Raw genomic sequence first — 15,673 nt, 5'->3', positions numbered from 1 at the left:
GCTATAACGAGACGAACCAGCGAAGCCTATCGAGTAAAAATAATTCTCATTTAGTTCAAGATCACCAGCGCCGGAAATTCCCTCAGGCGCGCGGAGGTGATGTGGGCCAGGGAGCGCACCACGTCGAGGGGTTGATCGAGGCGGTAGTTTCCGGTGACCGCGACGTTGGCCAGCCGGTCGTTACGGGTGATGATCCAGCCGGGGTAGTAGCGCCGCAATTCGGCAAGGACCTGGCTCAGCGGCCGGTTTTCGAACACCAGCCGACCCTGGACCCAGGCCAGGTCGGTGCCGACGTCGAGCCGTGCCGGGCGGTCGAAGCCGTTGGGGCCGATGCGAATGCTCTCGCCGGCCGAGAGCCGGACATGGGTGTCATAACGGGTTGCCCTCAGGTCGATATCGCCGCGTTGCACCTGGACCTGCGCGACACCGTCCAGGTAACGCACCGCGAATGTGGTATCGCTGACGCTGGCGGTGACCGGGCCGGCGTCCAGCTCCAGCGGCAGGTTGCGGCTGGCCGGCACCTCGAAAAACGCCTCGCCCTTGTACAGCCGGGCGACGTGCCGGTGTTCGTCGAAGGAACTGGAAAAAGCCGAATCGGTGTTGAGCAGGACCTTGGAGCCGTCTTCCAATTGCAGGCGCTGACGTTCGCCGACCACGGTCAGGTGATCGGCCTGGAATTGCAGGGGCAGGTCGCTGAAGTTGAACAATCCCAATAACAGCACGGCAGCCGTGGCCAATGGTTTCCAATGGCTGCGCAGGCGCGACAGTGCGCTGACCTTGGGGCGGTCCAGCAGCTGCCGGGCGCTTTCGATGATTTGCGGGCCGTTCCAGATCGCCTGGGCCCGGGCGAACGCTTCGCCGTGGCGCGCGTCGGCCGCCAGCCAGGCCTGGAACTGTCGGCGCTGTTCCTCGCTGGGGTTATCGAGCAGGATCAGCCAGTCCAGCGCCTGGTCCATGGCATGGGCGGTGAGCCGTGCCTCGGCGGCTTCAGGGGGGCGGGGCGTATCCGTCACGGTGGATTCTCGATGTAAGCAGTGAGCGATAAGCTACAAGCTGCAAGCTGTAAGCTGCAAGTGGCCTGTACGCAGCTTGAAGCTTGAAGCTCATAGCTGCAGTTGCCCCACACAGATCGCCATGATCAATTTCAGTTCCTTTTGCACGGTACTCGAGGACACGCCCAATCGTTCGGCGATGTCCTGGTAACTGTGGCCGTGCAAGCGGCTGAGGATAAAAATCTGCTGCTGGCGCGAGCTCAGCGATTGCAAGCGTATATTCAGTCGCTCAAGCATTTGCTCGGCATGGGCGGCGTCTTCGGCGCTGCTTTGGGGCGCGACCACATTATTCACGACGTCCAACGGAACGTCGTCGAGCACGGTTCGCGACTGGATCCGCCGCGCGCGCAAATGGTCCAACGCCAGGTTGCGGGCGGTCTGGAAGACAAAGGGTTCAAGATGATCGATCGTGCGTTCGGCCAATGCGCGGGTGACGCGCAGGTAGGTTTCCTGCAGCAGGTCTTCGGCGGTACTCGGGTTGTTGACCATGCGCTCGAGGGTGCGCAGCAGCGGGGTGCGCTGGGCGAGAAAGACGTGGTGAAAGCGCGATTGACTCACGGTAGGGCCCGATCCGATTCGACTAGATGATAATGCTTATCATCTGCGCGAATGGTCAAGCCCTGATTTGCCACGGCAGAGCCGTTGTGGGAGCGAGCTCCCACGATTGGCTCGCGTTAACGTCGCGCTGAGTTACTCGGCGTTACACAACGCCAGGCAGTTATCCAGCATGCGGTTGGAGAAACCCCATTCGTTGTCATACCAGGCCAGTACCTTGAGCAGCTTGCCGCTGGCCTTGGTGTGGTTGGCGTCGAAGATCGACGACAGCGGGTTGTGGTTGAAATCGCTGGAGACCAGAGGCAGGGTGTTGTAGCCGAGGATCGTCGAATGCTGGCTGGCCTGGCGCAGCAGTTCGTTGACTTCTTCGGCCGACGCTTCGCGCTTGAGCTGCACGGTCAGGTCCACCAGGGACACGTTGATCACCGGTACACGCACGGCCATGCCGGTCAGTTTGCCGGCCAGTTCCGGCAGCACCAGGCCCACCGCTTCGGCGGCGCCGGTCTTGCTCGGGATCATGTTCTGGGTGGCCGAGCGGGCGCGGTACGGATCGCTGTGATAGACGTCGGTCAGGTTCTGGTCGTTTGTGTAGGCATGGATGGTGGTCATCAGGCCGCTTTCGATGCCCAGCTCGCGGTGCAGCACCTGGGCCACCGGTGCGAGGCAGTTGGTGGTGCACGAAGCGTTGGAAATGATCTGGTGGGACTGGCGCAGGATATCGTGGTTCACGCCATACACCACGGTGGCGTCGGCGCCCTTGGCCGGGGCCGAGATGATCACCTTGCGGGCGCCGGCGCTGATGTGCGCGGCCGCCTTGGCACGGTCGGTGAACAGCCCGGTGCACTCGAACACCACGTCGATTTTCTCGGCGGCCCAAGGCAGTTCGGCCGGGTTGCGGATGGCGCTGACCGAGATGCGGTCGCCGTTGACCGTCAGGCTCTCATGGTCGTGCTGTACGTCAGCATCGAAGGTGCCGTGGACGGTGTCGAACTTGAGCAGGTGAGCATTGATTGCACTGTCGCCCAGGTCGTTGATGGCGACGATCTGCAAGTCGCGACGGTAGCCTTGGGTATACAGTGCACGGAGGACGTTGCGGCCGATGCGGCCAAAACCATTGATTGCAATTCGAAGAGTCATTAACTGCGCCGCCGTCGATTTGTTGTTGGAATTACAAGATTATTCGCATAAAAATAGAAAACAAGCCTTTTTAATGGCAATATTTTGTTTTATCTACAACGAGTGACCTGAATCAACTGGTCCGATTGGTCAGAAACCGTTTGTCGCCCGGTCTTTCCTGCGGTGCGCAAGGGGCTTTGAACCAGCATAGACAATCAGGTCGCCATACCCGTTAGCCTGGAGTTCTACACATGCATCCCCGCGTACTTGAGGTCACCGAACGGCTTATCGCCCGCAGTCGCGCTACACGCGCGGCTTACCTTGAACTGATCCGCGGTGCAGCCAGCGACGGTCCGATGCGCGGCAAGTTGCAGTGCGCCAACTTCGCCCACGGCGTGGCCGGTTGCGGCACCGAAGACAAGCATCACCTGCGGATGATGAATGCCGCCAACATCGCCATTGTGTCGTCCTATAACGACATGCTCTCGGCGCACCAGCCCTACGAAACCTTCCCTGAACAAATCAAGAAAGCCCTGCGCGAGATCGGCTCGGTCGGCCAGTTCGCCGGCGGCACCCCTGCCATGTGCGACGGCGTGACCCAGGGCGAAGCAGGGATGGAACTGAGCCTGCCGAGCCGTGAAGTGATCGCGCTGTCCACGGCGGTGGCGTTGTCCCATAACATGTTCGATGGCGCGCTGATGCTCGGTATCTGCGACAAGATCGTCCCGGGCCTGATGATGGGCGCGCTGCGCTTCGGTCACTTGCCGACGATCTTCGTGCCGGGCGGGCCGATGGTCTCGGGCATTTCCAACAAGGAAAAAGCCGACGTGCGCCAGCGCTACGCCGAAGGCAAGGCCACCCGCGAAGAGCTGCTGGAGTCGGAGATGAAGTCCTACCACAGCCCGGGCACCTGCACGTTCTATGGCACCGCCAACACCAACCAGCTGCTGATGGAAGTCATGGGCCTGCACCTGCCGGGCGCTTCGTTCGTCAACCCGAACACGCCGCTGCGTGATGCGCTGACCCGCGAAGCGGCGTTCCAGGTGACACGCCTGACCAAGCAGAGCGGTCATTTCATGCCCATCGGCGAAATCGTCGACGAGCGTTCGCTGGTCAACTCCATCGTCGCGCTGCACGCCACCGGCGGCTCCACCAACCACACCTTGCACATGCCTGCCATCGCCATGGCGGCGGGTATCCAGCTGACCTGGCAGGACATGGCCGACCTCTCCGAGGTGGTGCCGACCCTGAGCCACGTCTACCCGAACGGCAAGGCCGACATCAACCACTTCCAGGCGGCGGGCGGCATGTCCTTCCTGATCCGCGAATTGCTGGAAGCCGGTCTGCTTCATGAGAACGTCAACACCGTGCTCGGTCACGGCCTGAGTCGATACACCCAGGAGCCGTTCCTCGAGGATGGCGAGCTGGTGTGGCGCGACGGTCCGGTCGAAAGCCTCGATGAAAACATCCTGCGCCCGGTGGCCCGTGCCTTCTCGCCGGAAGGCGGGTTGCGGGTGATGGAAGGCAACCTGGGCCGTGGCGTGATGAAGGTCTCGGCCGTGGCCCTGGAAAACCAGGTTGTCGAAGCGCCGGCCATGGTCTTCCAGGATCAACAGGACTTGGCCGATGCGTTCAAGGCCGGTTTGCTGGAGAAGGATTTTGTCGCGGTGATGCGCTTCCAGGGCCCACGCTCCAACGGCATGCCGGAACTGCATAAAATGACGCCGTTCCTCGGCGTACTGCAGGATCGCGGCTTCAAAGTTGCGCTGGTGACGGACGGGCGCATGTCCGGCGCGTCGGGGAAAATCCCCGCGGCCATTCATGTCAGTCCCGAGGCATATGTCGGTGGTGCGTTGGCCCGGGTGCGGGAGGGCGATATCATTCGTGTCGATGGCGTCAAAGGCACCTTGGAATTGAAGGTGGACGCCGAGGAATTCGCCGCGCGCGAACCGGCCAAGGGCCTGTTGGGCAACAACATCGGCACCGGTCGCGAGCTGTTTGGCTTCATGCGCATGGCCTTCAGCTCGGCAGAGCAGGGCGCCAGCGCGTTCACTTCTGCCCTGGAGACGCTTAATTGAAACTGGCTTTGGTCGGTGACATCGGTGGGACCAACGCACGTTTCGCGTTGTGGAAGAACCACAGCCTGGAAAACATCCAGGTGCTGGCGACGGCGGATTACGCCTGCCCGGAAGATGCCATCAAGGTGTACCTGAGCGGCATGGGCATGGTACCGGGGTCGATTGGCTCGGTGTGCCTGTCGGTGGCCGGCCCGGTGAGCGGCGATGAGTTTCGCTTCACCAACAATCACTGGCGATTGAGCAACCTGGCCTTCTGCAAGACCTTGCAGGTGGACAAGCTGCTGCTGGTCAACGACTTCTCCGCGATGGCCCTGGGCATGACCTGTTTGCGTCCCGATGAATATCGGGTCGTTTGCCAGGGTACGCCCGAGCCGATGCGCCCGGCGGTGGTGATTGGTCCGGGCACCGGGCTGGGCGTCGGCACGCTGCTGGACCTGGGCGAGGGCCGTTTCGCGGCGTTGCCGGGGGAGGGCGGTCATGTCGACCTGCCGATGAGCAGTCCGCGCGAGACTCAACTCTGGCAACACATCTACAACGAGATCGGCCATGTCAGCGCCGAAACGGCCCTGAGCGGCAGCGGTCTGCCTCGCGTCTATCGGGCGATCTGCGCGGTGGACGGGCATGTGCCGGTGCTCGATACACCTGAGTCGATTACCGCCGCCGGCCTGGCCGGCGACCCCATCGCCCTGGAGGTACTCGAGCAATTCTGTCGTTGGCTGGGGCGCGTGGCCGGCAACAACGTGCTGACCATAGGTGGGCGCGGCGGCGTGTACATCGTGGGTGGGGTGGTCCCGCGGTTCGCCGATTTCTTCCTTGAAAGCGGTTTCGCCGCCTGCTTCGCCGACAAAGGCTGCATGAGCGATTACTTCAAGGGCATTCCGGTCTGGCTGGTGACCGCGCCGTACTCTGGGCTGATGGGTGCGGGCGTGGCGTTGGAGCAGTCGGCGTCGGCCTCCGTCTGAAATAGGCTACCTGTGGGAGCGGGCTCGCTCGCCTCGCAGGTTGTGGTGTTTGCAGGTTCCGTCCATCAGGCATAATCCGCCCCAACCTAAACAGCAAGGACGATGCCCCGTGAGTTCAGTGAACAAATCGATTTTGTTGGTCGACGACGACCAAGAGATTCGCGAACTGCTGGACACTTACCTCAGCCGTGCGGGGTTCCAGGTGCGCACTACGCCTGACGGCGCCGGGTTTCGCCAGGCCCTGAACGAGGCGCCGAGCGACCTGGTGATCCTCGACGTGATGCTGCCGGATGAAGACGGTTTCAGCCTTTGCCGCTGGGTTCGCCAGCATCCGCGCCAGGCGCACGTGCCGATCATCATGCTCACCGCCAGTTCCGACGAGGCCGACCGGGTCATTGGCCTGGAGTTGGGGGCCGATGATTACCTGGGCAAACCTTTCAGTCCTCGTGAATTACAGGCGCGCATCAAGGCGCTGCTGCGCAGGGCGCAGTTCGGCCAGGAACGCACCGGCGGCGAAGTGCTGGCCTTTGACGAGTGGCGCCTGGACATGGTCAGCCACCGGCTGTTCCACGCCGATGGCGAAGAAGTGATCCTGTCCGGCGCCGACTTTGCCTTGCTCAAACTGTTTCTCGACCATCCCCAGGAAATCCTCGACCGCGACACCATCGGCAACGCCACCCGGGGACGTGAACTGATGCCGCTGGACCGGATCGTCGACATGGCGGTGAGTCGCCTGCGCCAGCGTTTGCGCGACACCGACAAGCCGCCGCGGTTGATCCGCACCGTGCGCGGCAGCGGTTATCAATTGGCGGCCAGTGTGGTTGCCAGCAATGGTCATTGAAGGGGTCAAGAAGCTTGTCCGGCGAGTGCCCGTGCCGCGTTCGTTGCTAGGACGAATGCTACTGCTGACGTTGCTGGTGGTGCTGTTCGCCCAGACCCTGTCCAGCCTGATCTGGGTCTCGCAATTGCGCGCCACCCAGCTCGAAGGCCTGGTCACCAGCGCTCGCAGCCTTGCGCATTCGATGACCGCCACTGTCAGCTACCTGCGTTCGCTGCCGGTGGCCTATCGGCCGTTGGTGTTGGACCAATTGCGCAGCATGGGCGGCACGCGGTTTGTCGTGACGCTCAATGACAAGCCACTGGGCATGGACGTGTTGCCAGTGACGCCGCGCAAACTGGCGGTGCTAAAGGCCGTGGACGAAGTGTTGCGTCGTTCCCTGGGCAATAACGCCGATATCTCCGTCAAGTTTGTCAGCCCCGAAGACCTGCGAATCTTCAATGGCGGACTCAAGCTCGATGAGTTGCCCCGCTCTTGGGCTCATTACGCCTTGACCCTTGAACCGGTGAACCCGCCGGTGCTGGTCACGCAAATCCAGATGGCCCCAGGCGAATGGCTGTACATCGCCTCGCTGCTGCCCGAACCCTACACCAGCCTCGAAGAACAGGACCTGCCCAAGCAACAGGTTGGTTTCATCGTGCTCACCAGCAGCCTGTTGCTGCTCTTTATCGGTTTGCTGGTGCATTGGCAGAGCCGACCGCTCAAACGCCTGGCCCGGGCCGCGCGGGACATGTCCCTGGGCGCCGAAGTGGAGCCCGTGGCCGAGGGCGGCGGCAGCGAAGTGGTGGAAGTGGGGCGCGCGTTCAATGCCATGCGCGAGCGGATCAGCCGCTACCTGACCGAGCGCAGCCAGTTGTTCAGCGCGATCTCCCATGACCTGCGCACGCCCATTACCCGACTGCGACTGCGGGTCGAGCTGCTGGAGGACGAAAACCTGCAAGCCAAGTTCGGCCGCGACCTGGACGAGTTGGAGCTGCTGGTCAAAGGCGCGCTGCAATGCGTCAAGGACACCGATATTCATGAAAACATCGAGCCGGTGGACCTCAACCACGTGCTCGACTGCCTGGTGGAACCTTACCTCGCCCCCAACGGTAACGGCCGGGTTACACAGGATGGCCGGGCGCTGGCGCCGTATCCCGGCAAGCCGCTGGCCCTCAAGCGTTGTATTGGCAACCTGATCGACAACGCCTTGAAATACGGGCAAAGAGCCCACCTGCACATCGATGACGATGAAACGGCGTTCATCCTGCATGTGGACGATGAGGGCCCTGGCGTGCCGGAGCAGCGTCTGGAACAAGTCTTCGAACCGCACTTTCGCCTTGCCGGGCAACAGCAGGGCTACGGCCTGGGGCTGGGCATCGCCCGCAACATCGCCCACAGCCACGGCGGCGAAGTGAGCCTGCAGAACCTGCGCGAGGGTGGGTTGCGGGTGACGTTGCAATTGCCGCGCAGTCAGGATTAGCCGGGTTGTGTCGACTGATCGTTCCTGCGCATAGCGTGGGAGCGTTCATTATCAATGTCACGGATTGGTGACATAACTCGTCCCTTTCGTTACCTGTCGCTTGCCTTCCCTTGTTTAGACTCCCCGGGTCAGAACAACAAAAAAGGGACCTTGATGGACACCTTCCAACCGGCGTTCAGCAGTTGGCTGAATGCACCAGCCCACCAGCAATGGCTCGCCGCCGAAGGCTTGCGCCTGCTGGCGTTCGCCAAGGCCTCGCGGCTGCCGGCCGGCTTCGGCAACCTGGATGAGCTGGGTCGCCTACCGGCCGATGCGCGGGCCGAAACCATGAACACCGCGCGCATGACTCATAGCTTCGCCATGGCCCACATCCAGGGCCTGCCGGGGTTTGCCGAGTTGGTCGATCATGGCGTCCAGTCCCTCGCAGGGCCGCTGCGCGACGCCGAGCAGGGGGGCTGGTTCGCCACGGCCAATCCCGATGAAAACGACGCCGGCAAAGCCGCTTACCTGCACGCCTTCGTTGCCTTGGCTGCCAGCTCTGCGGTGGTGGCCCAACGGCCCGGCGCCGAGGCATTGCTCAAAGAAGCGGTGCGGGTCATCGACGAGCATTTCTGGTGCGAAGAAGAGGGCGCCATGCGCGAGTCCTTCAACCGCGACTGGAGTGGAGAAGAAGCCTACCGGGGCGCCAACAGCAACATGCACGCCACCGAAGCATTCCTCGCCTTGGCCGATGTCACCGACGATCCGCGTTGGCTGGCGCGTGCGCTGCGCATCGTCGAACGGGTCATTCACGGCCATGCAGCTGCCAACGACTACAGGGTCGTGGAGCATTTCGACCGCGACTGGCAGCCGCTGCGCGAGTACAACCACGACAATCCCGCCGATGGGTTTCGCCCTTACGGCACCACGCCGGGCCATGGCTTTGAGTGGGCGCGGCTACTGCTGCACCTTGAAGCCGCGCGCGTCCAGATTGGCATGCTGACGCCGGGCTGGCTGGCCCAGGATGCGCAGAAACTCTTCGACCAGAATTGCCGCCACGGCTGGGATGTCGATGGGGCCCCGGGAATTGTCTACACGCTGGATTGGGACAACCGCGCCGTGGTTCGCCATCGCCTGCACTGGGTGCATGCCGAAGCGGCAGCGGCGGCCAGTGCCTTGCTCAAACGCACCGACGAGGTCCAGTACGAGACCTGGTACCGGCGCTTTTGGGAGTTTTGTGACAAACATTTCATCGACCGTTGCAACGGTAGCTGGCATCACGAACTCGATCCGCAAAACCGCCCCAGCGCTGACATTTGGCCGGGTAAACCGGACCTTTATCACGCCTGGCAGGCGGTGCTGATACCTCGTCTTCCGTTGGCACCCAGCATGGCATCAGCCCTGGCGCGGTTGTCTGATCCTGCGCCTGTGTAACCATGTCGTGACATACACGCGTCCCTTCGTTACCTGCGAAGGGATATCCCCTGATTAGAATCCATGCAGCGCAAGCACCAGACTTGCATGCATAACAACAAGAAAGGTACTTCTAGATGAATGCGATTTCTCGCCTCGCTACTGTCATTTCTCTTGCTTCCTTGCTTCCCGCCGCAGCATTCCCTGTCAGCGCACTCGCCGCCGAATCGAAAGGTTCCGTGGAAGTCGTCCATTGGTGGACGTCGGGTGGTGAAAAAGCCGCGGTCGATGTGCTCAAGGCGCAAGTAGAAAAAGACGGCTTTACCTGGAAGGACGGCGCTGTCGCCGGCGGTGGCGGCTCCACTGCCATGACCGTGCTCAAGAGCCGCGCCGTGGCCGGCAACCCGCCAGGCGTGGCCCAGATCAAAGGCCCGGACATCCAGGAATGGGCGACTACAGGCCTGCTCGACACCGACGTCCTGAAAGACGTCGCCAAGGAAGAGAAGTGGGACAGCCTGCTCGACAAGAAAGTCTCCGATACCGTGAAGTACGAGGGTGACTACGTGGCCGTGCCGGTGAACATCCACCGCGTCAACTGGCTGTGGATCAACCCGGAAGTCTTCAAGAAAGCCGGCATCACCAAGAACCCGACCACCCTTGAAGAATTCTACGCAGCCGGCGACAAGCTCAAGGCCGCGGGCTTCATTCCCCTGGCCCACGGTGGTCAACCTTGGCAGGACAGCACCGTGTTCGAAGCCGTGGTGCTTTCGGTCATGGGCGCCGATGGCTACAAGAAGGCACTGGTTGACCTGGACAACAAGGCGCTGACCGGTCCGGAAATGGTCAAGGCGTTGACCGAGCTGAAGAAAGTCGCGACCTACATGGATCCTGATGGCAAGGGTCAGGACTGGAACCTGGAAGCGGCCAAGGTCATCAATGGCAAGGCCGGCATGCAAATCATGGGTGACTGGGCCAAGAGCGAATGGACTGCCGCGAAGAAAGTCGCCGGCAAGGACTACGAATGCGTAGCCTTCCCGGGTACCGACAAGGCCTTCACCTACAACATCGACTCCTTGGCGGTGTTCAAGCAGAAAGACGAAGGCACCGCGGCCGGCCAGAAAGATATCGCCAAAGTCGTGCTGGGTGAGAACTTCCAGAAAGTCTTCAGCATCAACAAGGGCTCGATCCCGGTGCGCAACGACATGCTGGGCGACATGGCCAAGTACGGGTTCGACTCCTGCGCCCAGACCGCTGCCAAGGACTTCCTGGCGGACGCCAAGTCCGGCGGACTGCAACCAAGCATGGCGCACAACATGGCGACCACGCTGGCGGTACAGGGCGCGTTCTTTGACGTGGTGACGAACTACATCAACGACCCGAAAGCCGACCCTGCCGATGCCGCCAAGAAGCTTGGCGCAGCGGTTCAGTCGGCCAAGTAAGGCAGCTGCAAGCTACAAGCTACAAGCGTGCACCGGCTTTAGCTTGCAGCTTGCAGCTTGCAGCTTGCAGCTTATAGCTGCTCTTAGTCCCTATTCTCTGTCTTGGATTTCCCCATGAGTTCTGTTGCTGTGTTCAGCAAGGCCTCGCCGTTCGATGCATTGCAGCGCTGGCTACCAAAACTGGTGCTGGCGCCGAGCATGTTCATCGTGCTGGTGGGCTTCTATGGCTACATCTTGTGGACGTTCGTCCTGTCGTTCACCACCTCGACCTTCCTGCCGACCTACAAGTGGGCGGGCCTGGCGCAATACGCGCGGCTGTGGGACAACGACCGCTGGTGGGTGGCGAGCAAGAACCTCGCGGTCTTCGGCGGCATGTTCATCGGCATCACCCTGGTGATTGGCGTGCTGCTGGCGGTGTTTCTTGACCAGCGTATCCGTCGCGAAGGCTTTATCCGCACCATTTACCTGTACCCGATGGCGCTCTCGATGATCGTTACCGGTACCGCTTGGAAATGGCTGCTCAACCCAGGCATGGGCCTGGACAAATTGTTGCGCGACTGGGGTTGGGAAGGCTTCCGCCTGGACTGGCTGATCGACCCTGATCGTGTGGTGTATTGCCTGGTTATCGCTGCCGTATGGCAGGCGTCGGGCTTCATCATGGCGATGTTCCTGGCCGGCTTGCGGGGTGTCGATCAATCGATCATCCGCGCCGCGCAGATCGACGGCGCGAGCATGCCGCGCATCTACTGGAAAGTGGTGTTGCCGAGCCTGCGTCCGGTGTTCTTCAGCGCCGTGATGATCCTGGCGCACATCGCGATCAAGAGTTTCGACCTGGTAGCGGCCATGACGGCCGGTGGACCAGGCTACTCCTCGGACCTGCCCGCCATGTTCATGTATTCCTTCACATTCAGTCGCGGCCAGATGGGCATGGGCTCGGCCAGTGCCATCCTGATGCTCGGTGCGATTCTCGCGATCATCGTGCCTTACCTGTATTCCGAGCTGAGGGCCAAGCGTCATGACTAGTCTCGCTGCCAAACCCTCCATCAGCCTGAGCCGCATCGCGATCTACGCGGTGCTGATCGTCGCGGTATTACTTTACCTGGTGCCGCTGGTGGTCATGCTGTTGACCAGCTTCAAGACGCCGGAAGACATCAGCACCGGCAACCTGTTGAGCTGGCCGACCGTGGTCAGTGGTATCGGCTGGGTCAAGGCCTGGGCCACGGTCAATGGCTACTTCTGGAACTCGATCAAGATCACCGTTCCGGCCGTACTGATTTCCACCGCCATCGGCGCGTTGAACGGCTACGTGTTGTCGATGTGGCGCTTCCGCGGTTCGCAGCTGTTTTTCGGCTTGTTGCTGTTCGGCTGCTTCCTGCCGTTCCAGACCGTGCTGCTGCCGGCCTCGTTCACCCTCGGCAAGATGGGCCTGGCCAGCACCACCACTGGCCTGGTGTTTGTCCACGTGGTCTACGGGCTGGCATTCACCACGCTGTTTTTCCGTAACTACTACGTGAGCATACCGGACGCGCTGGTGAAGGCCGCACGGCTGGATGGTGCGGGCTTCTTCACGATCTTCCGCCGGATCATCCTGCCGATGTCGACGCCGATCATCATGGTCTGCCTGATCTGGCAGTTCACCCAGATCTGGAACGACTTCCTGTTTGGCGTGGTGTTCTCCAGCGGTGACTCCCAGCCCATTACGGTGGCACTGAACAACCTGGTCAACACCAGCACCGGGGCCAAGGAATATAACGTGGATATGGCGGCGGCGATGATCGCCGGGTTGCCAACCCTGCTGGTCTATGTGATCGCAGGCAAGTATTTCGTGCGCGGCCTCACGGCTGGCGCGGTCAAGGGGTAATCATGGCTACGCTTGAACTTCGCAACGTAAACAAGACCTATGGCGCGGGCCTGCCCGACACCTTGAAAGACATCCAATTGTCGATCAAGGAGGGTGAGTTCCTGATCCTGGTCGGCCCTTCGGGCTGCGGCAAATCCACACTGATGAACTGCATCGCCGGCCTGGAGACCATCACCGGCGGTGCGATCATGATCGGCGACCAGGACGTCAGCGGCATGAGCCCCAAGGATCGTGACATCGCCATGGTGTTCCAGTCCTACGCGCTGTACCCGACCATGAGCGTGCGCGAGAACATCGAGTTCGGCCTGAAGATTCGCAAGATGAAACAGGCGGACATCAACGAAGAAGTCGCGCGTGTTGCCAAGCTGTTGCAGATCGAACACCTGCTGAACCGCAAGCCCGGCCAGCTCTCCGGCGGCCAGCAACAGCGCGTTGCCATGGGCCGGGCCCTGGCGCGGCGGCCGAAGATTTACCTGTTCGACGAACCGCTGTCCAACCTCGACGCCAAGCTGCGGGTCGAGATGCGTACCGAAATGAAACTGATGCACCAGCGCCTGAAAACCACCACGGTCTACGTGACTCACGACCAGATCGAAGCCATGACCCTGGGCGATAAGGTGGCGGTAATGAAGGACGGCATCATCCAGCAGTTCGGCACGCCAAAAGATATCTACAACAACCCGGCCAACCTGTTCGTGGCGAGTTTCATTGGTTCTCCACCGATGAACTTCATTCCCCTGCGCCTGCAACGCAAGGACGGTCGCCTGTTGGCTTTGCTCGACAGCGGTCAGGCCCGTTGCGAGTTGCCGATGGGCATGCAAGACGCCGGCCTCGAAGATCGCGAAGTCATCCTTGGCCTGCGCCCGGAGCAGATCGTGCTGGCCGCAAATGAGCCGAACGGTTTGCCGACCATTCGGGCAGAAGTCCAGGTCACCGAGCCCACCGGTCCGGACACCCTGGTGTTCGTCAACCTCAACGACACCAAGGTCTGCTGCCGCCTCGCACCGGACGTTGCGCCAGCGCCGGGCGAAACCCTGACGCTGCAATTCGACCCATCGAAAGTGCTGCTGTTCGATGCCAAGTCTGGCGAGCGCCTGGGCGTGGCCGGCCACCCACAAGCGCAAGCCCGAACCGACAATGTCGCGCAGTTCAAAGGCCGATGAGTAATAGAAGGCGGAGCGGGCTTGATCGCTCTCGACAGGAGTCTGCGGCGAGTGGGGGACCTCTCGTCGCAATCGTTGTAAACCGCGTTAGATAAAAACAGTTAATAACAATAAAGACGAGGATGTAGGGATGAAGAAGAAGAACAATGCCCAGCTTATCTGCCAGTTGTCAGCCGTTGCGGCGATGATGCTGGCCGGTAGCGCCCATGCTGCCGACGCGTTCAGTGCCGACTCGAAGTGGATGACGGGCGACTGGGGCGGTGAGCGGACCAAGCTGATCGAGCAAGGTATCGACATCAAGGCTGACTTCGTCGGTGAGATGGGTGCCAACCTCGACGGCGGCTACAACGATGACAAGACCGCGCGTTGGTCCCAACAGTTTGGCTTGGGCGTAGCCCTGGACCTGGAAAAACTGCTGGGCTGGAATGAAACGGAAGCCAAGATCCAATTCACCCGCCGGGATGGTCGCAACATCTCCAACGACCGTATCGGTGATCCGCGTGCCGGCACCCTCAGCTCCTCCCAGGAAGTCTGGGGTCGCGGACAGACTACCCGTCTGACCCAGCTGTGGATCAAGCAGAAATACTTCGACAGCAAGCTGGATGTCAAAGCCGGTTACTACGGCGTGGGCGAAGACTTCAACACCTTCCCTTGCGAGTTCCAGAACCTGGCCTTCTGCGGTTCCCAGGCAGGCAACTGGGCCACCGGCATCTGGTACAACTGGCCAATCATGCAGGCAGCTATCCGGTTCAAATACAACATCACGCCTGAGCTGTATGCGCAAATCGGCGCCTACAACCAGAACCCTTCGCAGCTGGAAAACAACAACCGCTACAAGCTCAGCGGCAGCGGCACCCAGGGCACCTTGATTCCGGTCGAATTGGTCTGGTCGCCGAAGATCAACAACTTGCCGGGCGAGTACCGTGTCGGTTACTACAAAAGCACCGCTAAGGCTGATGACGTCCGCGAAGACGACAATGGCAATGACGCCGCGACCACCCGTAACGCCTACCGCAGCCACAGCAGCAAGGACGGCTACTGGTTCGTCCTGCAGCAGCAGCTCACCGACCACAACGGTGACGCTACGCGCGGCCTGAACATCGCGGCCAACGCCACCTTCCATGACAAGGAGACCAACGTCGTCGACAACTATCAGTCGCTGATGTTTGTGTACAAGGGGCCGTTCGATGCGCGTCCTAAAGACGACGTCGGGATCGGTTTCTCGCGCATCCATGTCAACGAAGACGTGAAGAAAAACGCCGAGCTGACCAACGTTGCCAATGGTGTAAGCGATTACGACAATCCGCTGTTCTCGCCGTTGCGCAGCACTGAGTACAACTATGAAATCAACTATGGCTTCCATGTCACCAACTGGCTGACCGTGCGTCCTAACTTGCAATACGTGACTCACCCAGGCGGTGTCAATGAAGTCGATGACGCGCTGGTGGCCGGTCTGAAAATTCAGTCGGTGTTCTAACGCTGTTGCGATAAGCTCCTCTCTATGTGCGCATATTTGCGGACAGCCAAGGCTGTCCGCTTTTTTTTGCGGAGTGCGTTTGGTTGTGTGCAGAACCCGTGGCGAGGGAGCTTGCTCCCGCTGGGTTGCGAAGCGACCCCAAAGCCATTCACTGCGATGCTTCAGCCAGATCACAGTTGCCTCGTTTACGACTGCTTCGCAGCCGAGCGGGAGCAAGCTCCCTCGCCACAAAAAACGCGTCGTACACCGTTGAATATCGAATGATTTCCAGGACCGCG

13 protein-coding genes are annotated in these 15,673 nt (G+C 61.1%); 10 read left to right on the top strand and 3 right to left on the bottom strand.

Going from position 1 to position 15,673, the window contains the following annotated elements; all coding sequences use genetic code 11:
- Positions 1-50: 50 nt before the first annotated feature.
- The 3 genes from J3P95_RS19400 to gap all read right to left on the bottom strand — a co-directional run bounded on the left by J3P95_RS19400 (position 51) and on the right by gap (position 2,744).
- A complete protein-coding gene (locus tag J3P95_RS19400; RefSeq protein WP_434558345.1) occupies positions 51-1,013 on the bottom strand; it encodes a FecR family protein in 963 nt (320 codons plus the stop codon).
- 90 nt (positions 1,014-1,103) lie between these two features.
- Entirely contained in the window at positions 1,104-1,610 is a 507-nt protein-coding gene (locus J3P95_RS19395; RefSeq protein ID WP_434558344.1) for an RNA polymerase sigma factor, read from the bottom strand.
- 132 nt (positions 1,611-1,742) lie between these two features.
- Complete coding sequence (gene gap / locus J3P95_RS19390) at positions 1,743-2,744, bottom strand: type I glyceraldehyde-3-phosphate dehydrogenase (protein ID WP_434558343.1); 1,002 nt, start codon at positions 2,742-2,744, stop codon at positions 1,743-1,745.
- Between the two features lie 230 nt (positions 2,745-2,974).
- Here gap and edd point away from each other — a divergent pair, with 230 nt between their 5' ends.
- The 10 genes from edd to J3P95_RS19340 all read left to right on the top strand — a co-directional run bounded on the left by edd (position 2,975) and on the right by J3P95_RS19340 (position 15,395).
- Positions 2,975-4,801 carry a phosphogluconate dehydratase gene (gene edd / locus J3P95_RS19385; RefSeq protein ID WP_434558342.1) on the top strand — a complete coding sequence of 609 codons (1,827 nt, stop codon included), beginning with the start codon at positions 2,975-2,977 and terminating at the stop codon, positions 4,799-4,801.
- Complete coding sequence (locus J3P95_RS19380; RefSeq protein ID WP_434580039.1) at positions 4,798-5,763, top strand: glucokinase; 966 nt, start codon at positions 4,798-4,800, stop codon at positions 5,761-5,763. The genes edd and J3P95_RS19380 overlap by 4 nt, the downstream gene beginning before the upstream one ends.
- A 109-nt stretch (positions 5,764-5,872) precedes the next feature.
- A complete protein-coding gene (locus J3P95_RS19375) occupies positions 5,873-6,604 on the top strand; it encodes a response regulator (RefSeq protein WP_186613587.1) in 732 nt (243 codons plus the stop codon).
- The gene (locus J3P95_RS19370) at positions 6,594-8,063 is read left to right on the top strand and encodes an ATP-binding protein (RefSeq protein ID WP_434558340.1); all 1,470 of its coding nucleotides are present in this window, start codon (positions 6,594-6,596) and stop codon (positions 8,061-8,063) included. The genes J3P95_RS19375 and J3P95_RS19370 overlap by 11 nt, the downstream gene beginning before the upstream one ends.
- Before the next feature lie 153 nt (positions 8,064-8,216).
- Positions 8,217-9,476 carry an AGE family epimerase/isomerase gene (locus J3P95_RS19365; RefSeq protein WP_434580041.1) on the top strand — a complete coding sequence of 420 codons (1,260 nt, stop codon included), beginning with the start codon at positions 8,217-8,219 and terminating at the stop codon, positions 9,474-9,476.
- A 116-nt stretch (positions 9,477-9,592) separates the two neighbouring features.
- A complete protein-coding gene (locus J3P95_RS19360; protein ID WP_434558338.1) occupies positions 9,593-10,894 on the top strand; it encodes an ABC transporter substrate-binding protein in 1,302 nt (433 codons plus the stop codon).
- A 114-nt stretch (positions 10,895-11,008) separates the two neighbouring features.
- Positions 11,009-11,917 carry a carbohydrate ABC transporter permease gene (locus tag J3P95_RS19355; RefSeq protein WP_030139360.1) on the top strand — a complete coding sequence of 303 codons (909 nt, stop codon included), beginning with the start codon at positions 11,009-11,011 and terminating at the stop codon, positions 11,915-11,917.
- Positions 11,910-12,755, top strand: coding sequence for a carbohydrate ABC transporter permease (locus J3P95_RS19350; RefSeq protein WP_186635327.1), 846 nt, complete (start codon positions 11,910-11,912; stop codon positions 12,753-12,755). Before J3P95_RS19355 ends, J3P95_RS19350 begins: the two co-directional genes overlap by 8 nt.
- Positions 12,756-12,757: 2 nt before the next feature.
- Complete coding sequence (locus J3P95_RS19345; protein WP_434580043.1) at positions 12,758-13,918, top strand: ABC transporter ATP-binding protein; 1,161 nt, start codon at positions 12,758-12,760, stop codon at positions 13,916-13,918.
- Positions 13,919-14,048: 130 nt separating this feature from the next.
- Positions 14,049-15,395, top strand: a complete 1,347-nt coding sequence (locus tag J3P95_RS19340; RefSeq protein WP_434558335.1) for a carbohydrate porin — start codon at positions 14,049-14,051, stop codon at positions 15,393-15,395.
- Positions 15,396-15,673: the final 278 nt, after the last annotated feature.

The organism is Pseudomonas sp. Z5-35 (assembly GCF_051131945.1).
Classification (GTDB): domain Bacteria; phylum Pseudomonadota; class Gammaproteobacteria; order Pseudomonadales; family Pseudomonadaceae; genus Aquipseudomonas; species Aquipseudomonas marvdashtae.
Note: the sequence above shows the minus strand (reverse complement) of the source record. Positions and strands in the feature narration are given on the sequence as shown.

Excerpts from the sequence above, each read along its gene's own strand:
- gap (WP_434558343.1), bottom strand. The coding sequence starts at position 2,744 with ATGACTCTTCGAATTGCAATCAATGGTTTTGGCCGCATCGGCCGCAAC.
- edd (WP_434558342.1), top strand. The coding sequence starts at position 2,975 with ATGCATCCCCGCGTACTTGAGGTCACCGAACGGCTTATCGCCCGCAGT.
- J3P95_RS19370 (WP_434558340.1), top strand. The coding sequence starts at position 6,594 with ATGGTCATTGAAGGGGTCAAGAAGCTTGTCCGGCGAGTGCCCGTGCCG.
- J3P95_RS19365 (WP_434580041.1), top strand. The coding sequence starts at position 8,217 with ATGGACACCTTCCAACCGGCGTTCAGCAGTTGGCTGAATGCACCAGCC.
- J3P95_RS19360 (WP_434558338.1), top strand. The coding sequence starts at position 9,593 with ATGAATGCGATTTCTCGCCTCGCTACTGTCATTTCTCTTGCTTCCTTG.
- J3P95_RS19355 (WP_030139360.1), top strand. The coding sequence starts at position 11,009 with ATGAGTTCTGTTGCTGTGTTCAGCAAGGCCTCGCCGTTCGATGCATTG.
- J3P95_RS19350 (WP_186635327.1), top strand. The coding sequence starts at position 11,910 with ATGACTAGTCTCGCTGCCAAACCCTCCATCAGCCTGAGCCGCATCGCG.
- J3P95_RS19345 (WP_434580043.1), top strand. The coding sequence starts at position 12,758 with ATGGCTACGCTTGAACTTCGCAACGTAAACAAGACCTATGGCGCGGGC.
- J3P95_RS19340 (WP_434558335.1), top strand. The coding sequence starts at position 14,049 with ATGAAGAAGAAGAACAATGCCCAGCTTATCTGCCAGTTGTCAGCCGTT.